Source organism: Blautia hominis, from assembly GCA_002270465.1.
Taxonomy (GTDB): Bacteria; Bacillota; Clostridia; order Lachnospirales; family Lachnospiraceae; genus Blautia; species Blautia hominis.
In genome coordinates this window covers 135,586-159,939 of sequence record NQOF01000007.1, presented here as the reverse complement: position 1 = coordinate 159,939, position 24,354 = coordinate 135,586, and the positions used below count along the sequence as shown (strand labels likewise).

20 protein-coding genes and 1 riboswitch are annotated in these 24,354 nt (G+C 47.8%); of the genes, 14 read left to right on the top strand and 6 right to left on the bottom strand.

The features are described 5' to 3' along the window. Positions 1-258 precede the first annotated feature (258 nt). The 5 genes from CI595_RS26155 to dltA form a co-directional block, all read right to left on the bottom strand. A complete protein-coding gene (locus CI595_RS26155) occupies positions 259-420 on the bottom strand; it encodes a hypothetical protein (RefSeq protein ID WP_156087479.1) in 162 nt (53 codons plus the stop codon). Beyond that, positions 386-1,540, bottom strand: coding sequence for a D-alanyl-lipoteichoic acid biosynthesis protein DltD (gene dltD / locus CI595_RS20695; protein WP_095175520.1), 1,155 nt, complete (start codon positions 1,538-1,540; stop codon positions 386-388). The genes CI595_RS26155 and dltD overlap by 35 nt, the downstream gene beginning before the upstream one ends. A gap of 25 nt (positions 1,541-1,565) precedes the next feature. After that, positions 1,566-1,796 carry a D-alanine--poly(phosphoribitol) ligase subunit DltC gene (gene dltC / locus CI595_RS20690; protein ID WP_095175519.1) on the bottom strand — a complete coding sequence of 77 codons (231 nt, stop codon included), beginning with the start codon at positions 1,794-1,796 and terminating at the stop codon, positions 1,566-1,568. A gap of 78 nt (positions 1,797-1,874) precedes the next feature. After that, positions 1,875-3,047, bottom strand: a complete 1,173-nt coding sequence (dltB, locus tag CI595_RS20685) for a D-alanyl-lipoteichoic acid biosynthesis protein DltB (RefSeq protein ID WP_095175518.1) — start codon at positions 3,045-3,047, stop codon at positions 1,875-1,877. After that, the gene (dltA, locus tag CI595_RS20680; RefSeq protein ID WP_095175517.1) at positions 3,044-4,588 is read right to left on the bottom strand and encodes a D-alanine--poly(phosphoribitol) ligase subunit DltA; all 1,545 of its coding nucleotides are present in this window, start codon (positions 4,586-4,588) and stop codon (positions 3,044-3,046) included. The genes dltB and dltA overlap by 4 nt, the downstream gene beginning before the upstream one ends. A 260-nt stretch (positions 4,589-4,848) precedes the next feature. Here dltA and CI595_RS20675 point away from each other — a divergent pair, with 260 nt between their 5' ends. The 8 genes from CI595_RS20675 (at position 4,849) to CI595_RS20640 (ending at position 14,967) form a co-directional block, all read left to right on the top strand. Then, positions 4,849-5,817, top strand: coding sequence for a carbohydrate kinase family protein (locus CI595_RS20675; RefSeq protein WP_095175516.1), 969 nt, complete (start codon positions 4,849-4,851; stop codon positions 5,815-5,817). A gap of 92 nt (positions 5,818-5,909) precedes the next feature. Next, positions 5,910-5,996, top strand: a riboswitch (ZMP/ZTP riboswitch). A 109-nt stretch (positions 5,997-6,105) separates the two neighbouring features. Further along, positions 6,106-7,791 (top strand): formate--tetrahydrofolate ligase, encoded by a 1,686-nt coding sequence (locus CI595_RS20670; RefSeq protein WP_095175515.1) that lies wholly within the window; start codon positions 6,106-6,108, stop codon positions 7,789-7,791. A gap of 103 nt (positions 7,792-7,894) precedes the next feature. After that, positions 7,895-8,674 carry a formate/nitrite transporter family protein gene (locus tag CI595_RS20665; protein WP_095175514.1) on the top strand — a complete coding sequence of 260 codons (780 nt, stop codon included), beginning with the start codon at positions 7,895-7,897 and terminating at the stop codon, positions 8,672-8,674. Positions 8,675-8,770: 96 nt separating this feature from the next. Next, the gene (locus CI595_RS20660; protein WP_095175675.1) at positions 8,771-10,513 is read left to right on the top strand and encodes a S8 family peptidase; all 1,743 of its coding nucleotides are present in this window, start codon (positions 8,771-8,773) and stop codon (positions 10,511-10,513) included. A gap of 258 nt (positions 10,514-10,771) precedes the next feature. Next, positions 10,772-12,505, top strand: coding sequence for an ABC transporter ATP-binding protein (locus tag CI595_RS20655; RefSeq protein ID WP_095175513.1), 1,734 nt, complete (start codon positions 10,772-10,774; stop codon positions 12,503-12,505). Positions 12,506-12,615: 110 nt separating this feature from the next. Next, complete coding sequence (locus CI595_RS20650; RefSeq protein WP_095175512.1) at positions 12,616-13,806, top strand: pyridoxal phosphate-dependent aminotransferase; 1,191 nt, start codon at positions 12,616-12,618, stop codon at positions 13,804-13,806. A 12-nt stretch (positions 13,807-13,818) separates the two neighbouring features. Further along, positions 13,819-14,319, top strand: coding sequence for a COG2426 family protein (locus tag CI595_RS20645; RefSeq protein ID WP_095175511.1), 501 nt, complete (start codon positions 13,819-13,821; stop codon positions 14,317-14,319). Between the two features lie 177 nt (positions 14,320-14,496). Beyond that, complete coding sequence (locus tag CI595_RS20640; RefSeq protein ID WP_095175510.1) at positions 14,497-14,967, top strand: DUF1700 domain-containing protein; 471 nt, start codon at positions 14,497-14,499, stop codon at positions 14,965-14,967. Positions 14,968-15,045: 78 nt separating this feature from the next. On the opposite strand, the gene CI595_RS20635 is transcribed toward CI595_RS20640, so the two are convergent. Then, entirely contained in the window at positions 15,046-16,275 is a 1,230-nt protein-coding gene (locus tag CI595_RS20635; RefSeq protein ID WP_095175509.1) for an ROK family transcriptional regulator, read from the bottom strand. Between the two features lie 480 nt (positions 16,276-16,755). Between CI595_RS20635 and CI595_RS20630 the strand changes: the two genes are divergently transcribed. From CI595_RS20630 to CI595_RS20605, 6 genes are all read left to right on the top strand, one after another. Further along, positions 16,756-18,147, top strand: coding sequence for an extracellular solute-binding protein (locus CI595_RS20630; protein WP_162291934.1), 1,392 nt, complete (start codon positions 16,756-16,758; stop codon positions 18,145-18,147). Positions 18,148-18,349: 202 nt separating this feature from the next. Beyond that, the gene (locus tag CI595_RS20625) at positions 18,350-19,243 is read left to right on the top strand and encodes a carbohydrate ABC transporter permease (RefSeq protein WP_095175507.1); all 894 of its coding nucleotides are present in this window, start codon (positions 18,350-18,352) and stop codon (positions 19,241-19,243) included. Between the two features lie 12 nt (positions 19,244-19,255). After that, complete coding sequence (locus tag CI595_RS20620; RefSeq protein ID WP_187144052.1) at positions 19,256-20,086, top strand: carbohydrate ABC transporter permease; 831 nt, start codon at positions 19,256-19,258, stop codon at positions 20,084-20,086. A 156-nt stretch (positions 20,087-20,242) separates the two neighbouring features. Then, positions 20,243-22,675 carry an alpha-mannosidase gene (locus CI595_RS20615; RefSeq protein ID WP_095175505.1) on the top strand — a complete coding sequence of 811 codons (2,433 nt, stop codon included), beginning with the start codon at positions 20,243-20,245 and terminating at the stop codon, positions 22,673-22,675. Between the two features lie 34 nt (positions 22,676-22,709). Then, positions 22,710-23,723 carry an ROK family protein gene (locus CI595_RS20610; protein WP_095175504.1) on the top strand — a complete coding sequence of 338 codons (1,014 nt, stop codon included), beginning with the start codon at positions 22,710-22,712 and terminating at the stop codon, positions 23,721-23,723. Beyond that, entirely contained in the window at positions 23,698-24,327 is a 630-nt protein-coding gene (locus CI595_RS20605) for a D-sedoheptulose-7-phosphate isomerase (protein ID WP_095175503.1), read from the top strand. Before CI595_RS20610 ends, CI595_RS20605 begins: the two co-directional genes overlap by 26 nt. Positions 24,328-24,354 lie beyond the last annotated feature (27 nt).

The following is a 24,354-nucleotide window of genomic DNA, read 5'->3' as shown; positions in this document are numbered from 1 at the left end:
TTTTACATCTCATCACCGCTTAAAATTGGGTTTTGTGAACCCAATTTTATCTGCCAATCTTTGGCCGTTTCGCATTAAGACTTCCTAAAAGCCCTGCGCAACGCAGTACCGGGAGAAGACTGTCGGCCACGGTGTTTTTAATGGGATTCAGGTGTTGGCGGGGAAGATGGGGCGGTGCGTTGTAGCGTCAGGAAGAAGATGGGGCGGTGCGTTGGAGTGTTGGGAAGAAGAGGGAGAAAAAGAAGCCGCGGGGCGGCTTCAGAATTGGGAGTAGAGGAAGGGGGGAGCGGTGGAGAGGTTGGCGGTCATGAAGTAGAGGTAGAGGAGCATGAGGAGGGCGTAGAAGGAGAGGACTTGGAGGAGGAAGCGGGTTTTGGGATTTTTTTTAAGGTTCTTTATAAAAGTTGTAAAGGCTTTCATTGATCAGTACCCATCCTTTCCGTCCGATGTGGACTTGGTCTTCAAAGAAGTATTTGGTGTATTCGTCGGCTGAAAAATCGGCAAGCTCGGCGTTGTAGGTTTCGGCCAGGCTTTGGATGTTGGAATAGTAGGTTTCCCTGGCGGTCTGGGGGAAGCCGGTGTAGTCGTAGTAATAGCCGTTTACAGGCAGGACTACAAGTAATGGCTTGATGTCCATGTCACGGCAGACATTCAGGAAACAGCGGAGGTCATCGTACTCCGGGGAGGAACCGTAGCCGTGGATGGCTTTTTTGTTGCAGTCTTTCTTTTTGGAAAGGCGCGGTTTTAGTTTTTTGTAGTTTTTGTCATCTATGTAGAACTGGTTCTCCTGATAGCGGGCACCGTCTTCTTCGGCTTTGGAAAGCCATTGGGTCCAGTTGATGGAAAGATTGCCGGCGGGTGGACTTGGCTTTTTGGCGGTTAGGTCAAAGAGAAGGGGGACCGTTATTTTTTCTTTCTCGTTCAGGAAGCTCTGCCAGGCGTTGGCTATGAGAGTGTCCTCGCTTGTTGCGGTCTTGGTGTTCCATACACGTTCGTAGGTGGTCAGGCGGTTCTGGGTTTTGGGGTCGTCTTTCAGAAGGGTGTGGGTGCGGTCTATGATGTACTGTTTTGTCTCTTTTGAAAGGGTCTCGTTCTGCAGCATACCCATGTAGTCATTTTCCGAGAAACGGGATGCAAAGGCCTGGGGCAGGACACCCGTTTTTCGGAACCACTGTGGGGATAGGAACAGAACGGCTTTTTTCTGCCCCTCCCCTAAAGCGCTGAGGGCGATGGCATGGCTCAGGGACTGGTAATAGCCCGCGCCTATGAGCATGGGCTGAAAGTCACTGTCAGCAAACATGGATGAGGGATGGTAGGGGGTGTCCTGTCCGTGCATGAACTCGGAAGAGCCGAATACCAGAAGGCTGTGGGAGTTCAGGTTTTGTTTTATGGTTTCACGGGATCGTGTTTTGGTCTCATTGGCCCATGTGGAAAATGTATGGGAGTCCGGGATTTTCTTGTCACGGACAGTCAGATGAATGCCTGCCGCAGTGACAAGGAATAGTACGAAAGCCGTGAAAAATGCAGTCAGTCTTTTCATGTTTCTTGCGCCTGCCTTTCCTGGGTCAGCATTTGGATCTCACGAGAGCCAGAATTTTCTCCGGGGTATCCATCTCCTCTCTGGTGACTTCTGAGGGGGCAATGACAACGCTGCATTCCTCCTCAAGACCGGCGAGGAGTTCGGCAAATCCCAGAGAGTCCAGAAGACCGGATTGGAAAAGTTCGGTTTTTAAGTCTTCTTTTACAATGTCATCCTCACAGATTTCTGCTAATAGATCTAAAATTTTTTCTTCCATTTTTCATTTCTCCTTTTTAAGTATCATTGATGGTCACCGGGCAGCGTGTTTGCTGCGTATAGGTGCCGGTGCCGGATATCAGGCGGTTAAAAGCTCCAGAAATTTTCCGGAGAAGATAAAGAAGCCGAATATCACCAGGTTTATGGTAAGCAGCCAGGAGACTGCTTTGTATAGTCTTTGGTTTTTGTGTTTTTTGTAGAAGCCTGATTTTTTCTGGTAGACCTCTGTTGCTGACAGTAGGATACCGTGGTAGAGTCCGTAGAGGATGTAAGAGGGCGTGACGCCGTGCCATAATCCCATGACGCCCATATTGACAATAAATCCGGCGCAGGCTCTGTTCAGGCGGGTGGAGAACCATTTTTTCTTTGAGCATTTCATAATGAAACGGGTGAATAGGAAATCACGGAACCAGTGGGACAGGGTTATGTGCCAGCGGTCCCAGAATTCTTTTATATCCAGGCTTTTGAAAGGCGCCCGGAAGTTGTCAGGCAGCCTTACGCCCAGAATATATGCGGTTCCCACTGCCATAAGGGAATATCCTGCAAAATCAAAGAACAGGTAGAAACCGTACAGCCAGGCATACCCGGCGGCAAAATACCAGGGGGCGCCGCGCTGCCCCATGGACTGTTCACATATGGTGAGCAGTGTGTAGAGCTGAGTGCCCAGCGCCAGTTTGTAGACCAGGCCCAAAAGAAGTTTAAAAATGCCTTCTCCCAGCATTTCCAGGTATTCCGCCCTCGGTATGGTGCGCTCCCAGTCATCGTGAAAACGGCGGCTCCGGTCAATGGGTCCGGAGCTGATGGAGGGGAAGAAAAGGAGGAATCCTGAAAATTCCAGGAGTGGAACCTCCTCAATGATTCCGTCGTAAATCTCTATGACCATCTGAATGCTGCGGAAACTCATATAAGAAATGCCCGTGAATCCGAAAATGTTCATGTGAAACAAGGGCGATAGTTTACATAATATCAGCGGCAGCAGCATGGCTGCCAGAAACAGATAATACTGTTTTTCATTCCTGCCGTTTTTTCTGCGGACAGCCGCATAGCCGCGTACCACTAGGTAAGACCACGCGTAAAACAAGAGCAGGTAGAGGAACTGTCTGGGACTGTGGCCGAAAACCAGGACGATAAATACAAGGGAGACAGCCAGGGTGTAGTGGCCCATTTTTTTTTCCATGATGCCCAGAATGACGGCGGGTATCAGGAAGAGAAAAAGGCAGACAAAGAAGGAAAGCCCTTCGTAAAAACTCAAAGAACCAGGTCTCCCAGAGCTTTTCTGTCAACTTTTCCGTTTCCGGTCATGGGAAGACGGTCCATGAATACGAGTTTCTTAGGTATCATGTATTCCGGAAGGAATGTGCGCAGTCCCTCTTTCAAAGTTTCTGCGTAATTGCGCTCCGGCGCCGTCATGCCGGGGCAGACCAGATAGGCACTGATGCTTTTGACACGCCCCTCCCTCGTGTTTGGGAGTACGGCGGCTTTTTCTATCTGAGGGAGGCGGAGAAGATTATTTTCAATATCCTCCAGCTCAATTCTGTATCCGTGCAGCTTGATCTGCAGGTCTATGCGTCCGCAGTAATAGAGCATTCCGTCTTTCAGATACCCTTTGTCACCTGTGCGGTATGCCTGCTGGATGATGCCCTTATTGGTATACGGGTAAAAGCGGCTCTTGGTCTGTGTGGGATTCTGATAGTAGCCTGGGCTTACCGTATCACCTATGATCATTATCTCCCCTTTTTCCCCTTCCGGGAGTACACTGCCGTCCGGACCGCAGATCTGCAGCAGAGTGCCAGGTTTTGCCCTGCCCACAGGGAGAGGAGAAGGGCTGGCGGCCAGTTCCGGGGTTATCTCCACCTGGGTGACTGCCACGGTGGATTCGGTGGGGCCGTATGTATTCATGACTTTGGCAGCGGGAAAGCGTTCCAGGAGCTTTCGGGCTGTCCGGTTCGTAAGGGTTTCCCCGCAGAATAAAAACAGACCAAGGTCAGGCAGGCAGGCCTGGGCAAAGGCTGGGTCTGACAGGCACACATCCGCAAAGGACGGTGTGGAGACCATAATGGAAGCCCCGGAGCGTTTCAGGGAATCCAGCAGTCTCCGGTAATCCTTCTGCACATCTTTTGTCAGACACCAGAGCGTTCCGCCCACTGCCAGACAGGTGTACAGATCCATAACAGATAAATCAAAGGAGAAGGGGGCCTGATTCAGAAACACCTTTCCCTTTTTGGCATTGGTTGGAGTTCCAAGGGTGATGGACCAGTCCAGAAAATTGCTTAGATTGGTTTCCGTGATGGCAACTCCTTTTGGGGTACCGGTGCTTCCGGAAGTAAATATGATATAGAAAACATCATCCCCGGAAACCGGCTTTGGTCTGCCGGTTTCCAGACAGCCATTCATACAGGATAGATCCGTATGCACGATAATATCAATATCCTCCAGGGATAGTGTACGTTTGTCCCTGCATTCAGCCCGCAGAGGAGAGAGGGATAAAAAGACAGGTGAATCAAGGGCGTCCAGGATCATTTCCGCACGGGAATCCGGTACGGAGGTGTCAATGGGGCAGTAGGCCCGGCCCGATTTCACACATGCTAGGAAGGATACAAGCATCAGGGGATGTTTGTGCCCGTACACTGCGATGGGGGAACGGTTCTGTCCGCATAGCTGCTCAAGATGGCAGGCCAGGCGGGAAGAATATAACTCCAGCTCCCCGTAAGTAACAGACAAGCCGTCACAGCAGATGGCTGTTCTTTCCGGGCAGATGGAGGCATACTCAGATATCTGGTTCAATATATTCATAAAAATCACCTCAGTTTCGACATTTTTCTTACCTTTTCATTACATCATAAAATTTAAAAGAAATTGCAGGCTCAATTTAAAAGAAATTCTAAAGAAAACCTTTCGATTCATTAAGAATCAATCCCTTGTTTCCTAGCTGTGCAGTGACAAAAATTCTACATCCAATGTATTTTTTATGAATAATTATGCCGCGGTACTTGCGTAAAGCAGGCAAAACGAATATAATTCACAGTAGAATAAAACGGACAAGGAGAACATATATGAATAAGAATTTTGATGTTATCGCGCTGGGCGAGCTTTTGATCGACTTTACGGAGAACGGTGTGAGCGGACAGGGAAATCCCATCTTCGAGGCAAATCCGGGCGGGGCGCCGTGTAATGTGCTGGCTATGCTGAATAACCTTGGAAAAACTACATCTTTTCTGGGGGTTGTGGGAAAGGACCAGTTCGGTACATCCCTGAGAAGCACACTGAACAGCCTGGGTATTGACACCAGCCATCTGTATGAGAACGAGGAGGTCCACACAACACTGGCATTTGTCCATACGTTTGAGGACGGGGACAGGGACTTTGCGTTTTACAGAAATCCCGGTGCGGATATGATGCTGAATGTTGAGCAGATCGATGAAGCATACATAAGATCAGCCAGGGCATTCCATTTCGGAACACTGTCCATGACCCATGAAGGGGTGCGCAAAGCCACTGCCAAAGCCATTGATGTTGCAAAGGAGGCCGGACTTCTCATCTCTTTTGATCCGAACCTGCGTCCCCCTCTGTGGAGCAGCATGGAGCTTGCAAAAGAACAGATCGCCTACGGCCTCTCAAAATGTGATCTGCTGAAAATTTCAGAGGAGGAGCTGGAATTCATGACCGGAACCAAGGATGTGAAGGAAGGCGCCCATATGCTGCTTGCACAGTATCCTAATCTGAAGCTGATGAATGTAACCATGGGAAAAGAAGGGAGCACTGCGTTCCATGAGGGCAGAGAAGTGTTCCATGCGCCGTTTTTACAGGAGAATACAATCGAGACAACAGGGGCCGGGGATACCTTCGGCGCATGTGCGCTGAATTATGTGCTGGAGCACGGAATGGAAGGCCTTACAGAGGAACAGCTCTATGAAATGCTGGAATTCTCCAATGGTGCCTCCTCTCTTATTACTACAAAGAAGGGCGCCCTCCGTGTTATGCCTAAAAAAGAAGAGGTATTAGCGTTTATCGCTGGAAAATAGAGTAAAATTGTCGAAATATTGTTGTGAATTTTTAATATAATACAGCATTGACAGTAATCGGAAATTGTGATAAATTATAGACATAACAAAATAATAGTTTTGATTTCTGACGGATTACAATGTGGAGCACCACAGTGAAGTCAAAATGTAAGTGAGAGCCGACCGTCTGGGCAACGTTTGTAATTGTGTAATTGACAAATGTTGCCCTTTTTTTTCAAAGAGGTTCATACATAGACAGTGGTGGCAGGCAGAAGACAAAGCTATTGCTATGAAAAGGAGGGTATTAACATGGGATTCAAATCAGACATCGAAATCGCACAGGAGTGCACAATGGAGCCAATTACAAAGATTGCAGAAAAAGCAGGTATTGATGACAAATATCTGGAGCAGTACGGTAAGTACAAAGCTAAAATTGACTACAATCTGTTAAAAGAATCTGATAAACCGAACGGAAAACTGGTTCTGGTTACCGCTATCAACCCGACACCTGCCGGTGAAGGAAAGACCACAACAACAGTAGGTCTGGCTGACGGCCTTCAGAAATTAGGAAAAAATGTAATGGTAGCGCTCCGTGAACCATCCCTGGGACCGGTATTCGGTGTAAAAGGTGGTGCCGCAGGCGGCGGATATGCACAGGTAGTTCCAATGGAAGATATCAACCTGCATTTTACAGGTGATTTCCATGCGATCGGTGCAGCGAACAATCTGCTGGCAGCAATGCTGGATAATCACATTTATCAGGGCAACGACCTGAACATTGACCCAAGAAAGATTACCTGGAGAAGATGCGTGGACATGAATGACCGCCAGCTTCGTTTTGTAGTTGATGGTCTTGGCGGAAAGACAAACGGCTGTCCGAGAGAAGATGGATACGATATCACAGTTGCTTCCGAGATCATGGCTGTTCTGTGTCTGGCAAAAGACATTACAGACCTGAAGGAGAGACTGGGAAGGATCATCGTTGGTTATACATATGGCAAAGTTTCCGAGCAGAAACCTGTTACAGCTCATGATTTACATGCAGAAGGTGCTATGTGTGCACTGCTGAAAGACGCTCTGAAACCAAACCTGGTTCAGACTCTGGAGCATGTACCTGCAATCGTTCACGGCGGACCGTTCGCTAATATCGCTCATGGATGTAACTCAGTCATTGCTACCAAGATGGCACTGAAATTAGGTGACTATGCTATTACAGAAGCAGGATTCGGCGCTGACTTAGGTGCAGAGAAATTCCTGGATATCAAGTGCCGTATGGCTGGCCTGACACCGAGCGCAGTTGTTATCGTAGCGACTGTACGTGCCCTGAAATACAACGGCGGCGTACCGAAAGCAGACTTAAATAACGAGAACCTGGAAGCTCTGGAGAAAGGTCTCCCGAACTTACTGAAACATGTAAGCAATATCACAAATGTTTACAAACTTCCGTGTGTTGTTGCGATCAACGCATTCCCGACCGATACCAAGGCAGAGCTTGACCTGGTAGAAGCAAAATGTAAAGAACTGGGCGTAAATGTTGCACTTTCCGAAGTTTGGGCAAAAGGCGGTGAAGGCGGCGTTGCACTGGCTAAAGAAGTGGTACGTCTTGTGGAAGAGAAGAATGACTTTACATTCTCCTATGAGCTGGAAGGAAGCATTGAGGACAAATTAAACCAGATCGTTCAGAAGATTTACGGCGGCAAGAAAGCGGTTCTGACAGCAAATGCTCAGAAACAGGCTGCTCAGCTGGAAGCTCTTGGATATGGAAACTGCCCGATCTGTGTGGCTAAGACACAGTACAGCCTGACAGATGACCAGACAAAACTGGGCGCACCGAAAGACTTTGAAGTAACCGTTCGTAACCTGAAGATTTCCGCAGGTGCAGGCTTTATTGTTGCTCTTACCGGAGAGATCATGACCATGCCTGGTCTGCCGAAAGTTCCGGCTGCAGAGAGAATTGATGTTGATGAGACAGGAAAGATCTCCGGTCTGTTCTAATAAAATTCCATATTGAAAACTGAATAAAGATGAAATCAGGTACGGTTAAAGCCGTACCTGAATTTTGTATGCATACGTTAGCGAAAGAAGCGGGGGAAAATATATGTATTTTGATGAATTCAGTGCAGTCTGTAATGCGGCGAAAGGTAAGATAAACTTCATGGAGAACAATACCTTTGGTTTTATGGTATCCTCCATCACTGCAGGGCTTTTCATTGCATTCGGAAGTTTTGTAACATTTACTCTGGGAACACCATTGAACGCAGCGGGGTCCCCAATGCTGAAAGCCGTGCAGGCCTTTGCATTTGCGGCAGCATTGAGCCTTGTTATTATGGCGGGTGCCGAGTTGTTTACAGGCAACAATATGGTTCTTGGAAGTGCATCCTTCAGTGGATGTGTGCCCTGGGGCAAGACAGTCAAAGCATGGATCTTATGTTATATCGGAAACTTTTTAGGTTCTCTGTTAGGTGTTGCCGGCTTCCAGCTTACCGGAGTGCCAAAAGGTGATATAGGAGCTTATTTTGCACAGGTAGCTGCCGCAAAGATGTCTCTGACACCTGTACAGCTTCTGGTAAGGGGAATCTTCTGTAATATCCTGGTATGTCTTGCCGTATGGTGCGCATTAAAGATGAAATCCGAGTCAGGAAAGCTGATCATGGTATTCTGGTGTATTTTTGTATTTATGATCTGCGGATTTGAGCATAGTATTGCCAATATGAGTATTCTGGCAGTTGGAATCTTAAATGCAGGGGATGCAGCAGTCAGCGTAGGAGGTTATTTCTATAATCTTTTATTTGTAACCATCGGTAATATGATAGGCGGCGTGTTCTTCGTGGCAGGTCCGTACCATGTTATGACCAAATCAAAAGCGCTAAATTCGTAATATAAAGGAGCGGTCAGAATCTGTTTGGAAAAAAGACAGATTTTGGCCGCCTTTTTTGCATATAATGGAGAGATACCGCAAAGACCAGGAGCTGTTATGCAGGATCAAAAGCTGGAAAATCTTTTGAATCTGGCCTTGGATGCCACACCGCAGGAACGGGAAAAGTCCCTTGTACTGGATGTGGGGTTTGAGCCGGAAGAGAGAAGGTGGGATTTAATTGTAAAATACTCCGGAAGTCTGCAGGGGGCGCTGAACCCGGAGATAAAGGCTGTGGAGCTTTTGGGCGGATTTGCCATACTTTCTGTTCCGGAGAACCAGATCGACAGTCTTTCGGAATATCCCCAGATAGAATTTATTGAAATGCCCAAGCGGTTGTTTTTCGCGGTGGAGCAGGGGCGCGCGGCTTCCTGTATTAATCCGGTGCAGAGCGGGTTTTCACCATTGGGACAGCCGCTTTTTGGGGCAGGTGTTCTTGTGGGCTGCGTGGATTCCGGGGTGGATTATGCCCATCCGGATTTCCGCAATGCAGACGGGAGCAGCCGTATCCTGAGACTGTGGGACCAGACTGTGCCCGGGAATCCGCCGGCCGGTTATGTCATTGGAACAGAGTATACCAAAGAGCAGATTGATGAGGCGCTTCAGAAACCGACAGCGGCAGAGCGGTACGCAGCGGTCCCAAGCCGTGATCTGAGCGGGCATGGCACAGGCGTTCTGGGAATCGCCGCAGGTAACGGCAGGGCTTCCGGGGGGCTGCGCAGAGGTGTGGCCTCTGAGAGCCAGATCATAGCGGTGAAATTGGGGACACCTCAGACGGAGGGATTTCCAAGGACCACGGAACTGATGCAGGGGATTGACTACTGCATCCGTCAATCTATTGCCATGGGAATGCCGCTCGCGCTGAATCTGAGCTTTGGCAATAATTATGGTTCCCACAGCGGGGAATCTCTCATAGAGGCATATCTGGACAATGCGTCCAATCTTGGGCGGACAGTCATATGCGTGGGAACGGGGAATGAAGGAAACAAGGCAGTGCACACCTCAGGGACTCTCCGGCAGGGGGAAAGTCAGGCGGCTTCGTTCCAGATCGGTGCTTATGAAACTGGGATGAATATACAGATCTGGAAACAGTATGTGGACCAGATGGATATTTCCCTTCAGCATCCTAACGGTCAGGTGGCCGGGCCGTTTCAGGAAATACTGGGGCCCCAGCGCTTTAATCTGGGGACCACCCAGATCCTGATCTATTATGGGAAACCCAGTCCGTTCAGTCTGTCCCAGGAGATTTTCATTGACTTTATCCCCCAGAATACTTACATTGACAGCGGCGTGTGGAAAATCAACCTGATACCGGGGAGGATTGTGGACGGCAGGTACAATTTGTGGATGCCCGGAGGCGCGGCATTGAATGAAGGTACACGTTTCCTATTTCCCGTGCCGGAGATAACCCTTACCATTCCTTCCACAGCCGCAAGGGTGATCTCGGTTGGGGCATACAATTCCAGATACCAGGCTTACGCTGATTTTTCCGGGCGGGGGTTTACCAGGATCACGAATATGGTAAAACCTGATATCGCTGCCCCGGGTGTGGATATTACAACAGCCGCACCAAACGGGGGATATACCTCCAGGACCGGCACCTCATTTGCGGCGCCTTTTGTCACCGGTTCGGCGGCTCTGCTGATGGAATGGGGGATCGTCAGAGGAAATGATCCGTTTCTCTACGGAGAAAAAGTGAAGGCATATCTGCGAAGGGGGGCACGCCATCTCCTGGGAGGCCCTTATCCCAATAACCAGACGGGGTATGGAGCCTTATGTCTCAGGGACAGTTTCCCTGTGTAAAAGTTTATAAAACAGGACATTGCCAAAAACAGTGTCCTGTTTTATACTGTGATTGTAACTGTTTCGTACCTTCACAGTTACAGGCCAGTTACAGGCAAAGATCCATGCAGGATCGCTTTCGGCAATGGGATCATTACTTGGCTGCGGAACGCATTCTTACGGTCAGCGCAGAAAATGCGCAGACCTATGGAATCGTTGTCTGAGATCATACTGAAAACACGGAATAGACACGAGAAAGAAAAGGAGAGATAAAAAGAGATGGGAAAAACACTGAAAAAACTGGTCAGCTATTATAAGCCCTATAAGGGTTTGTTTTTTTCTGACCTGTTTTTTGCGATTTTAGGAGCGGGGATCACGCTGGTGATTCCGCTGATCGTACGCTATATCACCAGCACAGTAGTGAACCAGCCTGTGCGGGAGGCCACAGACCTGATCATGAAGCTGGGTATTTTTATGGTTGCCCTTGTGCTGGTGGAGGCATTTTGTAACTATTATATTGCCTATTACGGTCATATTATGGGAGCCAGGATCGAGCGGGATATGCGCAACGAGATATTTGGACATTACCAGAAGCTCTCTTTTGCGTTTTACGATAACCAGAAGGTTGGACATCTTCTGTCCAGAATTACCTCTGATCTGTTTGACATCAGTGAGCTGCTGCACCATGGACCTGAGGATTTGGTGATCTCTGTCATTAAATTTATCGGTGCGTTTATTATCCTGATGTTTATTAACACGAAACTGGCCTTGTCAGCCTTCCTGTTTGTGCCGTTCCTTCTTATCTATGCTTTTATTTATAACAGGAAGATGAAATCAGCATTCAGGGAAAACAGGGCGCGGATCGCGGATATCAATACCCAGATTGAGGACAGCCTTTCCGGCATCCGTGTGGTGAAATCTTTTGCCAACGAGAAGGAAGAGATGAAGAAATTCCAGAAAGGCAATGAGCGTTTTGTGGACTCCAAGAAACGTAGTTATAAATACATGGGAACCTATAACTCCGGCATGGGCGCATTTACTACCCTGATCACTATCACGGTGCTTCTGGTAGGTGCGTTTTTCATGACAAGAGGGAAAATGCCTGTGGAGGACCTGGTGACCGTGCTTTTGTATATCAATAACTTTACAGATCCTGTGAAGAAGCTGATCACCTTTACAGAGCAGTTCCAGAACGGATACAGTGGTTACTCCCGGTTCCTGGAGATCATGGCCATTGCGCCGGATATCAAGGATGTACCTGATGCAGTGGAACTGGGGGATGTGAAGGGAGAGATTGCATTCCGGGATGTCTCTTTCCACTATGAGGAGAGCCAGGAGGAAGTGCTCAGCCATGTGGATCTGACGGTAAAGGCCGGAGAATATGTGGCTCTTGTGGGAAGCTCCGGTGCGGGAAAAACAACCCTCTGCAGTCTGATTCCCAGGTTTTACGATGTGAGCGGCGGAAGCGTGTGTCTGGACGGCATGGACGTGAGAAATATCAAGCTGCAGAGTCTGAGAAATCATATTGGTATTGTACAGCAGGATGTATATCTGTTTGCGGGAACGGTCATGGAGAATATACGCTATGGGAAACCGGATGCAACGGACGAGGAGGTACTTCGTGCGGCAAGGGCCGCCAATGCGCATGATTTTATTATGGGCCTGGAGGATGGTTATGACACGGATATCGGACAAAGAGGGGTCAAGCTATCCGGAGGGCAGAAGCAGAGGCTTTCCATTGCCAGGGTATTCCTGAAGAATCCGCCGATCCTGATCTTTGATGAAGCCACATCCGCACTGGACAATGAGAGTGAGAAAATCGTACAGCAGTCTCTGGAAAGCCTGGCAAAAGACAGGACAACCTTTGTCATTGCACACAGATTGTCCACGATCCGTAAGGCGGAGAGGATACTCGTCCTGACTGACGACGGGATCGCAGAGGAGGGGACCCATGAGGAGCTGATGCAGAGAGATGGTCTGTACAGCAGCCTTTATAAGCTGTCCTTTGTGTAAAAAAAATAATTTTTTGATTTAATGTGTTAAAACGTTGATTTTGCCGGACGGAAAATGGTATAATCGTAGGTATCCGAATGAAAGACTACATAGAAAGGAAGAGTAATAATATGATAGCAGATAAAATGGTGAATTTGGTAAAAAACAGTTCAGCTATCCGGGCTATGTTTGAGGAAGGCAAAATTATGGCGGCCAAATACGGAGCTGAGAATGTATATGACTTCAGCCTTGGAAACCCCAATGTCCCGGCGCCGGCGGAGGTAAAGCAGGCAGTCTATGAGGAGCTGGAGAAAGAAGATCCGGTTGTGCTGCACGGATATATGAACAACAGCGGATACGAGGATGTAAGGGGAGCCATCGCTGCATCCATTAATAAAAGATTCGGCACTGCTTTTGGGGAACAGAATATCATTATGACGGTAGGTGCGGCAGGAGGATTGAACGTTATCCTAAAAACCCTGTTGAACCCGGGGGACGAGGTGATCGTCATTGCACCGTATTTTGGTGAGTATAACAGCTATGTCTCAAACTATGACGGTAAGATCGTGGTTGTAAGCCCCAATACGGAGACATTCCAGCCGAACCTGGAAGAACTGGAGCAAAAGATCACTGCAAAAACCAAGGCTGTGATCATCAACTCTCCAAATAACCCCACAGGTGTTGTGTACTCTGAGGATACGATCAAGAAGATGGCAGAAATCCTCCGCGGAAAAGAAAAAGAGCTGGGAACCGATATTTATCTCATTTCGGACGAGCCTTACAGGGAACTGGTATATGATGGGATTGAGGTTCCGTATTTGACAAAATACTATGAAAATGCTATCATTGGTTATTCCTACAGCAAGTCCTTGTCCCTTCCGGGTGAGCGTATCGGATATCTGGTGATTCCGGATGAAGTGAGTGATGCTGAGGATGTAATTGCAGCAGCGAACGTGGCTACCCGTATTCTCGGATATGTCAATGCTCCGTCCCTGATGCAGAAAGTTGTCGCAAAGTGTCTGGATGCCAAAGTAGACGTACCGTTTTATAACCGTAACCGGGAAGCCTTATATAATGGACTGAAAGAACTGGGATTTGAGTGCATAAAGCCGGAAGGCGCATTCTACCTGTTCGTAAAATCCCCGGTGGAGGACGAGAAGGCCTTCTGTGCGGCGGCGAAGAAGCACAATATCCTGATCGTTCCGGGATCTTCTTTTGCCTGCCCCGGTTATGTGCGGATCGCTTACTGTGTATCCTACGAAACAATCATGAATTCTATGCCTGGCTTCAAAGCTCTGGCTGAAGAATTCCAGGTAAAGTAACAGGAGGTTTTAATGGAATCCGTAGTACATTGGTTTGCTGAAAACATGCCGTCCTTCCTGACACCGGAAGCAGCCGTCTTTTTGATTTCCATGGTTCCCATACTGGAACTGAGGGGCGGACTTTTACTGGCAACCGTATTGAAAATTCCCATGCTTCAGGCCGTCATTGCCTGTATCCTCGGGAATATCATCCCTATCCCGTTCATTCTGCTTTTTATCAGACAGATTTTTAAGTGGCTGAAGAAGACAAAAGTGTTTCGCCCTCTGATCGTTAAGCTGGAAAAAAGGGCCATGGGAAAGAGTGACAAGATTAAAAAATATGAGTTCTGGGGACTTGTTCTGTTCGTGGGGATCCCGCTGCCGGGAACCGGAGCATGGACAGGAGCTTTGATCGCATCTCTTCTGGAAGTGGATCTGAAAAAGTCCGTTCCCGCCATTTTGCTGGGACTCTGTATAGCCACGATCATCATGTGCTTTTTGGGATATGGAGCGCTTGGTTCCGTATTAAGTTAGAATTGAGGACACCCTGTGGGGAACTGTTGATGCAGTTTCCCCAGGGTGTTTTTATATTACCCTAGGCAGGGACATGGGGATTTTTCTTTTATTTTAATAAAAATTTTAATGAATTATCATTACTTTTTGGGAAAGATATGATAAGATGGCGGTATAACAGGAAAGGATTTTGATGCCATGAGCAAACGAGAATTTTTAGAGGTACTGCGGGAAACGCTCGCTTCAGAGCTTCCTCAAAATGTGGTAAATGGACATGTACAATATTACGACCAATATATAAGCGATGAGATAAAAAAAGGCGCATCTGAGGCGGAGGTGACAGGGCGCCTGGGAGATCCCCGGCTGATCGCCCGCACGATCCTGGAGACTTCCGGTGCGTCCGGCACTGGTCACCAGGAAGGGCACGGGAGCCAGTCTTCATACAACCAGACCTCCTACAGCCAGAGTGGGAGCGAGAACTCCGGCAGTGGTTTCCACCATGTGCAGGAAAAGATGCATAATAACCCAACCGTGCATCTGGCACTGGGGATCTTGATCGTGGTGGGTGTGATCGCTCTGATCATCAGTATTGTCAGTGCGCTGTTACCGGTGGTACTCCCTATTGTGGCAGTTTTGATCCTGCTCTCCTTCCTGCGCAGAAGGATGTAGCGGCCAAGGCTTATGAAAGGCGCTGTATAGCAAGGAATATGTGTTGCGTATTCCTTGCTGTACAGCGCCTTTTATGCGTTATAGTGTCTCCAGTTCCAGCAGTGTGAGATGACCGCTGAAAACCTTGTCCGCTGCAAGGGCTACGGAGCCAATGAGCGGGGCGTTGCCTCCGAATGTGGAGTGGAGGATGGAAAGAGGATTGAATTTGGCTGTCAGGGTGATCCTGGAGAGTTTGTGATACAGCAGATCCTCGATGATGGTGTTGGTTCCATCAGAATCATACCCCACGATGATGGTGGAGAGGTTGAGCAGATTCAGGGTATTGCTGAGGGAATAGGCGATGTAGGAGCAGAATTCCTCCAGCACGGTGACTGCAAGAGGGTCCTGCTGATTGCCGCAGGATACAATGTCCAGCCAGCCGGGTGTCTTGGGGATGGATAAGGGAGAGTTGGGGTAAAAGGGAGCAAGCTCCTTTATCCTTTGCTGCAGGTTATCCAGGTTGGCATATAGATCCAGGCATCCCCGGTTGCCGCAGGCGCAGAGGGGGCCGTCAAAATTAATAGAGGTATGGCCGATCTCGCCGCTCTGACCCGAATCCCCGTCATATAGAGCATGATTCAAAATAAACCCGGCTCCGATCCCATTCATAATATGAAGATAAGCAAAATTAGATATAGAGGTGCCGGAGCCAAACAATTTTTCTGAAAAAGCCCCTGCTGTGGCGTCATTCACCAGAAATACAGGCAGGCCGGTCTCCTCCCTGATGATAGAAACAATGGGCAGGTTCTCGATGCCATAGAAATAAGGGGGATTCAGTATGATACCCTTTGAGGAATCCAATGGCCCGAGGGAAGCGATACCAATTGCAATGATACGCCGTTTCGTGCTTTCTGCACACTCCGTATAAGCTTTCGTTAAAATCTGAAGCAGGTCTTCTGAGCTGTTAAGGGTGTCATAAGGGTAATCCACCTGTTTAAAGATCCTGCCGCCCAAATCAGAAAGAATGATCTGAAACAGCTTTCTTTTGATCAGCATTCCGCAGATACAGGGGGAGTTTTGGGCCAGAGTAAGAAGGATAGGCCTGCGTCCGTAACTTGCAGAAGTATTATTGGAAACATTTATGGTCTCTTCTGCCAGACCGGAGCTGAGCAGTTCTGTAACAATGTTGCCTACCGTCATTTTTGACAGCCCGGTACTCCGGGCGATATCAACTCTTGATATTCCGCTGCTTGTTGCTATATGCTTTAAAACAAGCATTCTATTTTTCGATTTCACGTCCTGGATATTTGATCCGGTTTTTTCCATCATATAATACCGCCTTTATATAGTAAATTTGCAGCTGTTCAGCACCCTTACGGTTACAGGCAAAAATCCGTACAGAATCGTCATTGGTGAGGGGCGTTTTGCCTGGATGCAAAATGCTTTCCTGCGGTCAGCGCAGGAAACGCAGATCTACGGAACAGTTACAGAGATCAGACTTTGCGTTTGTGGGAGAGCAGGTAGAAAAGAAACATAAAACCCCAAAATGCATAGTGACTTTGTATTCTTAAATTCATTATAGTATAGATGTTAATAAAAGGCAATAGTACGGAGAGTTTACTTATGAGACTGTAATGTTGTTGCGAAATGGAAAAAGTGCACAAATAATTTGATAAAAAAATGTGAAAAAGGTCGAATTGCACATTATATAGTAAAATAAATTGACTTTATAGTAAAACGATGTTACTATGTACTCATCAAAAAGAGAGACCAAAAAGCTGGTCTTTGTGTAAAGGAGGAGGTATTTTTATGTTTAAAAAGAAAATTGCAGGTCTGTTGGCAGCGATGATGTGTGTATCATTGATTGGATGCGGAAGCGGGGGCGATAAACCGGCAGATGAGACAAAAAAAGCAGAGACAGAGGAAAGCGGCGGCAGTTCCGCTGAGTCTGATGTGATCAAGATGGCTGTGGGGGCAGACCGTGTTGATTTTTACAGAGGGCTGGCAGATGAGTTTGAGAAGCAGAATCCGGGAAAGAAAGTGGAGATCATTGAAATCGTCAATGGCTCTGACATGTACACAAAAATCACAATGATGATGCAGTCAAAAGAGACATCTCCTGATCTGATAACCGAGGATGGGTTCATGATCATGTCCGATGCGGAGGCCGGTTATCTGGAACCGCTGGATGAATTCATGAAGAATTGGGAGGATGCAGGCCAGTTTGAGGAGGCTATCCTGGACGGCGCCAAAGGTGCTGACGGTGTGCAGTACGGGGTTCCGTTTTCCACGGATACCCAGTGTCTTTGGTATGACAAGAAGCTGATGGAGGAAGCAGGGGTTTCTGTTCCGTTCCAGCCAAAGAACTGGGATGAGATCATTGAGGCCGGCAAAAAGCTGAAAGAGGTTGGAGGCGAAGGATTTATCCCATTTTTCCTGTATGCATCCAAAACCTCACCTGAGGAGACTTCTATGAGAACCTTCCAGGAGCTTTACTCGGGAACAGGCGGAACTTTATATGATTTTGACACAAAGAAATGGGTTGTTGATAAAGAGAATTTACTGAAGGTCTATAATTTTGTAAATGATGTTTACAATGTGGAGAAGATCGGTGCACCTCTCAGTATTGTATCACAGCAGAAAGTGGAAGACCTTTTTGTAAGTGATTATATGAAAAACGGAAAACTGGGCATGATCTTCACAGGAAGCTGGGTACCCGGAAACTGGGGAGAGGGAAGGACCTATGAATGGCCGGAAGGTCTTGATACCTGGGCGGTTGCCAAGATTCCCACATATGACGGAAGCGGTGACGGTTTCAGCACCATGTCCGGCGGCTGGACCTGGGCGATTCCCAAGAATGCCAATAATAAAACCGGCGGGGAAGAACTTCTGAAGTTCATTGCAGGAAAAGACTGCCAGCTTAAATACGCCATGTTCTCAGGTGACTTGGCCGTGCGTAAAGACGTCATGGAGGATGAAACATACTTATCACAGAAAATGTCTGTAGTAAAAGAGGCCGGCGAGATGCTGCCGTATGCACATTTCAGACCGTCCGTAGAGGGATATTCCACTCTGACAACCATGTTTACAGAGGTGGTGGAGAGCATTGCCATGGGAAGCGCAAGTCCGGATGATGCGGCAGCTACTTTTGAGTCAGAGATGAAACGAATTGTGGGCGAGGAAAACGTGACTGTGAAATAAAGGAAACTATTCAGTAGGTCAGCGCATTTACTGTGCTGACCGTAAGAAAGCGTACCGCAGCCAAGCAAAAATCCCATTGCCGAAGGCCATTCTGCATGGATTTTTGCCTGTAACTGTGAAGGCACTGAATAGTTATAAATAAAGGATCTACATTCAGCTTGGAGCATTGCTCCAAGCTGAATCTTTAAAGGAGAGACTGAGGATGGTTGGAACAAGAAATCAAGAAAAACGAAAGATATGGAAGACAGCACTTTTTTTCTCCCCATCAATTTTACTGCTTGGCGTTTTCTTCATAGGCCCCATGATCATGACTGTCTTTTTTTCTTTTACGGACATTTCACTGACGGGGAGTTCCGCACAGGCAATGAAATTTGTGGGGTTCAGGAATTTTATTGAGATTTTCAAAGACCCGAAACTTCTTACTGTATTAAAGAATACCATGGTATTTTTGGTGTTTTCAGGTATTATTGGGCAGCAGTGTCTGGGATTTCTGCTGGCATCTCTCATGAGAGGGAAAAACAGACTGGTTCGGAAATTTGTCGGCTTTACAGTAGTAGCAGGCTGGATCACCCCGGAAGTGATCGCGGCATTTATGTTCAGCTCCTTTTTTGCCGATGCAGGTACATTGAATAAGATCACGGGTATTTTCGGGATATCGCCGGTTTCCTGGCTCTTTACATTTCCCATGGCCTGTGTTGTCATAGCAAATATATGGAAAGGGTCGGCCTATTCCATGATGATGTTCCAGGCATCCCTGGATAATATATCAGATGATATTGTGGAGGCAGCTAAAATTGACGGTGCCAATGGATTCCAGATCTTGCTCAGGATCACACTGCCCATGATAAAAAGCACTATGGCCACCACATTCGTGATCGTGACATTGTCTACCTTGGGCGCATTTGGCCTTGTGTTTGCCATGACAGGAGGCGGACCGGCTATTATGACAACAACACTTTCTATATTTATGTATCAAAAAGCGTTCATTGCATATCAGATAGGATACGGTATGGCCATTGCCCTTTTTATTCTGGCGATCGGGATTCTGCTGAGTCTTGTATATATCAGGCTGATTCGTGCAAACGACGGCAATTAGGAGGGGAGCATCATGAAGAAAAACAAGAAAAACGTACAGAAAATCATTCCCTATATGATCTTGCTGATAATTGCAGGCGCATTTTTGCTTCCACTCCTGTGGCTGGTATTTGCTGCATTTAATCCGGAAGCCAGTCAGGCGTTCGCAGTGCCGAAGCATATGAGTGTTGAAAATTTCAGGGTTATCCTCACAGATGCCAAAAACCAGAGGGGTTTCCTGAACAGTTTGTTTATTTCTGTTGTACAGACAGGTATTGTTCTGGTGTGTTCCCTGCTGGCAGCATATCCCCTGTCAAGATATGAGCTGAAGACAGGACAGAAGATCACCATGGGGATGCTGTTTTTGACCTCTATTCCCATCACAGCGGTGATGGTGCCTGTTTATCAGATGTTTATTATGATGAAACTGGTTGATTCCTTGGGGGGAACTATTATCTTCCTTTCAGCATCAGGGCTTCCCTATGGCATCTGGATGATGAAAAATTTTCTGGACGGGGTTTCCGTTGATCTGGAGGAGGCGGCGTGGATTGACGGTGCGTCCGCAGTCAAGAGTATGATACATGTGGTGCTGCCGCTGATGCTTCCCGGATTATTTACAGTTGCCATGTTCACGTTTGTGGGGAGCTGGGGAAACTTTTTTGTACCGCTGATTTTGCTGCAGTCCACAGAGAAAATACCGGCTGCCGTGAATATTTACCGTTTCTTTGGGGAACGCGGACAGGTTATCTACGGACAATTGGCGGCTTATTCCATTGTCTATATGCTTCCTGTATTTGTTTTATATTTCTTCTCACAAAACTATATGTCAAAGGGATTTGCAATGACCGGAGCCTCAAAAGGCTGACTGCAATCACCTGCACGTTACGGTTCACTCCGCTGCAGGCAGCACGCTTCCCCATGCACAGATACGGAGCATCCCGGGCTGATCGTACCGACGGGCTTGAGGATGGAAGCGTAAGGACCGTAATATCTATATTTCTAAGATTGGGAGGTTACAATTATGAAGAAATTGTATATGATCGGAAATGCGCATCTGGACCCTGTATGGCTTTGGCCGTGGCAGGAGGGATTCCAGGAAAATAAAGCCACCTGCAGATCAGCGCTGGAACGGCTGAGTGAATATGAGGATGTAATATTTACGTCAAGCTCCGCGCAGTTTTATGAGTGGATCGAAAAAAATGATGCGGAGATGTTTGCGGAGATTGAAAAGAGAGTCCGGGAAGGTCGCTGGGTGATCTGCGGGGGCTGGTGGGTGCAGCCGGACTGCAATATCCCCTGTGGGGAATCGTTTGCCCGCCATGCTCTGCTTGCCCAGAATTATTTTAAAGAGAAATTTGGTGTGACTGCCAAAACCGGATATAATGTGGACAGCTTTGGACATCAGGGTATGATGCCTCAGATCTTGAAGCTGTCGGGCATGGAAAATTATGTGTTTATGCGCCCGGGGCCTCATGAAAAGGGGCTGCCCGCCAGAAATTTTATCTGGGAATCAGATGACGGTTCAAAGGTGCACGCTTTTCGTCTTCCATTTTCCTACTGTACGTTCGGCAGGCTGGAGGACCATATGAGGGCTTGCAAGGAAGAGTTTGACGCCGGTGTAGATGAGCTGATGTGTTTTTATGGTGTGGGAAACCATGGAGGCGGCCCAACCATCGAAAATATTGAGACTGTGAAAAAGCTTCAAAAGGAATGGGATGACGTTCAGATCGTCTTTGCTGACCCGGATTTTTACTTTGAGAAACTCAGGGAAAGAAAATATGAACTTCCGGTGGTACATGGAGATTTGCAGCATCATTCCAGTGGCTGTTACAGTGCGGAATCTCAGGTGAAGCGTTACAACAGGAAGGCGGAGAATGCTCTTTTGAGGGCAGAGAAATTTTCTGTTATGTCAAAGCTTATCACCGGACATGGCTATACGGAGGGACTGACAGAGGGATGGAAGCGTGTCCTGTTTAACCAGTTCCATGATATCCTGGCAGGGACCAGTATCCAAAAGGCATATGAAGATACCGGAAATGAATTCGGGGAGGCGCTTTCCATCGCAGCCAGAAACGAGAATAACAGCCTGCAGGCCATCTCCTTCCATATTGGGATTGAGCAGGAAGAGAATATGCTGCCGGCAGTGGTGTTTAATCCCCATGGATGGGAAGTGGAGGAATACGTGGAAGTGGAGACAGGAATGTTCGGCAATTCCTGCAGGGGTGAATCTTATATTGTAAAAGACAGCAGCGGCCATGTGGTACCGTCACAAAAAATCTCTTCCGACGCTAAGGTGAACGGAAGAAACCGCATTGTGTTTCAGGCTTGTGTGCCCTCCCTTGGTTATGCTGTGTTCCGCATTTATGCAGTGGAGCAGGAACAGGAGCAGGAGCATACCTCTGGCGCACTGGTTTTGGAAAATGAAAAAGTCCGTGTCCAGTTTGAGGAGAAGACAGGGGCAATGGTTTCAATCTGGGATAAGGAAAACAAGATTGAATACTGTGACGGGGTTTTCGGAAGAGCTGTGGTAGTTAAGGACAATTCGGATACGTGGAGCCATGGTGTCACCAGATTTCATGAGACAGAGGGATTCTTTGTCCCGCAGTCCGTGAAAAAGACAGAGGATGGGCCGGTAAGGAGCAGTATCCGGGTCATCAGCAAATACAAAAATTCCACACTGGTACAGATTTATACATTATATAAGGAAGACAGTTCTGTCAGGGTTTCTGCAAAGATCAACTGGCAGGAAAAATTCCGCTGTGTAAAAATCCAGTTCCCGGTTGCGCTGGACCAGTACAGAGGAATATACGAAATTCCATTTGGCTGTATTGAGAAGGCCTGCAACGGGGAGGAGGAACCGGTACAGCGCTGGATGGATCTATCAGGAATGCAGGAGGACAATCATAAGGTGATCTGTGGAGTGGGTATTTTAAATGACTGTAAATACAGTGCCTGTATGGAGCACAACTGCATGGAAATGACAGTTTTAAGAAGTCCTGTGTATGCACATCATAATCCTTATATTCTGGATGAGGAGGAGGATGACTATCAGTTCACAGACCAGGGAATACAGAATTTCTGTTATACCATCGTTCCCCATCTGGGAACCGGGAAAGAGGCACATTTGGTGCAGCGGGCAGAAGAATTAAACCAGCCCTGTGTCACAGTGATAGAGACGTATCACAAAGGTGACTATCCCCAGAAGGCAGAACTCTTGACAGTGAGTGAGTCCCATGTGGTGCTGTCTGCCCTGAAAAAGGCGGAGAAAGACAGGGGATATATTGTCAGGCTTTATGAGACAGAGGGAAAGGCGTGTCAGGCTGAGATCTGTCTGCATTTCCTTGAAAAAACCATTCATGCGGAGTTTAAACCGTATGAGATCAAAACATTTTTGGTCAGTGAATCTGTGGATGCAGAGCCAGCCAAGGTGAATTTCCTGGAATGGGAAGAATGATGCGCCAAAAGAATGCCTGCGAGGAGATTGAACTATGAAAGACGACTATGTGATCGGTATTGATATAGGCGGCACAAAATGCGCAGTGGTGCTGGGTGAAGCTGGAAAAGCGGATGAGGACTGCCGGGTGTTGGACAGAGTATGCTTTGCTACCGAGGCTAAGAGAGGGCCGGATTGTGTGATCCGGGATTTATTTGGTGCAGTCCGGGCACTGCTTGGGAAAAACCATATTCAGACAGAGCGGCTGCAGGCAATAGGCATAAGCTGCGGAGGCCCCTTGGATCATATAAAGGGGGTGGTGAAGAATCCCCCCAATTTATATGGATGGGATAATATACCTATTGTGGATATTATGGAAAAGGAGTTTCAGGTTCCCGCATACATACAGAATGATGCCAACGCCTGTGCGCTGGCGGAATGGAAATTCGGGGCAGCCAGAGGGTATCAGCATGTGATATTCCTTACATATGGCACAGGTATGGGCGCCGGCCTTATCCTGGATGGAAAACTGTATAATGGCGCTAACAATATGGCCGGGGAAGTCGGACATGTGAGAATGACAGAGAGCGGCCCTGTGGGGTTTGGCAAATCCGGCTCTTTTGAAGGGTTCTGCAGCGGCGGAGGAATTGCCCAGATCGCCAGGATGAAGGTGCTGGAGAAGCTGCAGATAGGTGAACGCCCGTCTTTTTGCCCGAGCTTTGAACAGATTGAGGAATTGTCTGCTAAAACGGTAGCTCTTGCTGCCAAGGGTGGTGACCCTCTGGCGCTTGATATCTATGAAACCAGTGGATATTATCTGGGAAGGGGACTTGCGATCCTCATAGATATTCTGAATCCGGAGATCATTGTGCTGGGCAGTGTCTACGAAAGAAGTGAAGATCTGTTATGGCCATGTGCGCAGAGAGTGATCGAGCAGGAGGCCTTGGCTATTTCAAGAGAAGGATGCAGGATCGTGCCCGCTAAACTGGGAAATAAGATCGGTGATTATGCGGCACTTTCCGTGGCGATCCAGGGAGGGAAAAATGGGCAGAGAGTATGCAGTGTATGAAAAATTCCGGGAGGATTATCCTGTTTTGAGGGACCAGCCTGTCTGGGCAGCTTTTGAACTGCTCCTGCAGAGCTGCCGAAGCGGTGGAAAGATACTGGTCTGCGGAAATGGAGGCAGTGCATCGGATTCGGAACATATTGTAGGAGAACTGATGAAAGGCTTTCTGCTGAAGCGCGAACTGCCGGATGAGGAGAAGGAAAAATTCAGGAACCTGGAAGGGGGAGAGACCTTATCCGGTAGGCTGCAGCAGGGAATTCCCGCTATTTCCCTCAACAGCTATACGTCTTTGATGACAGCTGTGGGAAATGATACCTCCTTTGACATGATATTCGCGCAGCAGGTTTATGCTTACGGACAAAAGGGGGATGTGCTCATAGCTATCACTACATCCGGAAACTCTGCAAATATTGTGGAGGGCGCAAAGACCGCGAAAGTAAAAGGGATGAAAGTATTGGGAATCACAGGGGAGAAGGAATCCGTGCTCTCAAAATACTGTGATATTTGTTTTCGGATGCCGTCAGCAGAGACGTACCGTGTTCAGGAGTATACCCTGCCCCTGTATCATACGCTGTGTGCCATGCTGGAGGAGGCCGTTTTTGGATAATAGTTTGAAAACTTCCGCGGGGGTGAT